Source organism: Porcincola sp. LCP21S3_C12 (assembly GCF_052118625.1).
Taxonomy (GTDB): Bacteria; Bacillota; Clostridia; order Lachnospirales; family Lachnospiraceae; genus Porcincola.
In genome coordinates, this window is the sequence record NZ_JBQKGW010000053.1 from 1 (window position 1) to 1,957 (window position 1,957).

Here is a 1,957-nt window from a genome sequence, read left to right on the forward strand (position 1 = left end):
ATCTGGCATCTGGTGTACAAAATTGGCGTTTCGTTTACAAATATGCAGTTTTCAATTTACAAACAAGCATCTCGCCTTACAAACTGGCGTCTCGGATTACAACTCAGCCTTTGAAAACCGACCCTCTTTTTGATTCCTGTGCCGGAGATTCCTTCATCTGTATAAACCCTGACGAATTCCCAGTCATTTCGTGATTTGATGTAGTTTGTGTAGTAGTCGATCTGCGCTTCATAGCTGGTGAACTGATCGTCATGGTCAGTTGAGACACGGGCGTATCCCGCCACACGGCGCTTTTTCTTCTCCTCGATCGGTGAGGAGGTGAACGGCGTCAGTGTCGCAGGAATGGTTCTTACCTTCTTTTGCTGTTCCAAAATTTTTCACTCCTTACCTTCTTCATTTTTTCTGACATTACTGCCTTTACTTCTGGCGTCCATCTTTCTTTCATGAGCTGACGCATGTGTTCTCGGGATTCTTCACTGCGAGGCGTGAAGGTTTTTTCAGGAGGAACGTAGTGCGTAGCTTCAATCCTTCCGTCTTTAAAATGAAATTCCAGAAGATCTTTGTCTTTTACATAGATCACCCGGACCTGCTTTTTGAAAAGATCGGCATCATATTCAGGAATCCCCATAACCTCGGCGATCTGCTTCTTCAGAACGTCCTCTCGTAATCCGACTGTCATGCATCCTTTGCCGTGATCTGAGCATCGCCAGTAGTGCATTTTGGGTTTGTTCGGATTGGAAGCCGGCTGTGTGCAACGGCGAAAATTACAGCCGCAGGCAGCGCATTTGATTCTTCCGGAAAGCTCGGTCGTGCCTTTGGCGCAGGGATGTTCAAGGCGTTTCCTTGAAGTTTCAGCGCGGTATTCAGCAGTCCAGCAGTCCTGATGGCCGGTGTTCGGAGCAGGACGGGTGACCTCTGTTCCATCTTTTAAGAAGAAGCGGAGCGTGTATTTCTCCGGCACTTCAATGTGGTCGACCTTTTCAAGAAATACGGTTTCATCAAATTCGGATATTCCAAGCACTTCACAGCAGGCTTTCTCAAGAGCTTTCTGGCTGATTGTGCCGCCGACCGGACACTTCTTGCCGGGAACCTGTTTTTTCTTCTTGCTGCCGCAGTTCCAGAATTCCTGTGTGTGACCCTTCTTCGTGCGGCGGTTGTGCATGTAGCTGACTCCGCAGTAAGGACACTTGATCTTTCCAGTGAAGCAGCAGGTGTTCAAGCTCTTGTTTGCCAGAGCACCAAGTTCCCTGCGTCGGAGCATCTCGTCCTGCACATATTTCCATGTGTCGTAATCGATGATTGCTTCATGGGTATTCTCAACAAAGTATTGCGGAAGCTCACCACGGTTTTTCCTGCGGTGCTTATTGATGGGGTCCGAGATGAATTCTTTCTGAAAGAGCAGGTTGCCTGTGTAAGTGATATTCTCCAGTATCTTCTTTATATTGGAGTCTTCCCATCTCGCACCGGATCTGGTCTTTATACCTTCAGCCGCGAATTCCCGCTCAGTCTCTAGCCGTGATTTTCCATCGAGAAAGTTCTGAAAGATCCGTTTTACAATTTCCGCTTCCTCAGGGACGGGGACTAATTGGTCTCCATCCCATTGATAGCCGTAGATCTGGAAATGACCGCTGGCGTTTGGCAGGCCTTCCTGCATACGTTTGCGGATTCCCCATTTCACATTGTTGCTGATGCTGACACTTTCTTCCTGCGCAAAAGAAGCGAGGAGCGTAAGCATCACCTCGCCGTCACCGGAGAGGGAGCTGATGTTTTCCTTTTCAAAGCGTACCTCAATGCCAAGTTTCTTCAGATGCCGTACCGTGTTCAGAAGATCCACGGTGTTCCTGGCTGCATATTGCACTGCCTAACGGCCGGATTTGCGGAGCAAATCGGCCTGGTTGCGCCAGCTGTCGGCCGCGATGCGGAGCATAGCGGTCGACTCGGGTTCCTTCCGGCTGAA

1 protein-coding gene and 2 pseudogenes are annotated in these 1,957 nt (G+C 49.2%); all 3 read right to left on the bottom strand.

The genetic code is table 11. The annotated features are described in order from the left end of the window. Positions 1–104 precede the first annotated feature (104 nt). Positions 105–344, bottom strand: a pseudogene (locus tag ACTQ1N_RS12540) (recombinase family protein); the annotation flags it as partial. A 5-nt stretch (positions 345–349) separates the two neighbouring features. Next, the gene (locus ACTQ1N_RS12545; RefSeq protein ID WP_441956991.1) at positions 350–961 is read right to left on the bottom strand and encodes a zinc ribbon domain-containing protein; all 612 of its coding nucleotides are present in this window, start codon (positions 959–961) and stop codon (positions 350–352) included. Between the two features lie 129 nt (positions 962–1,090). Beyond that, positions 1,091–1,858, bottom strand: a pseudogene (locus tag ACTQ1N_RS12550) (recombinase family protein); the annotation flags it as partial. Positions 1,859–1,957: the final 99 nt, after the last annotated feature.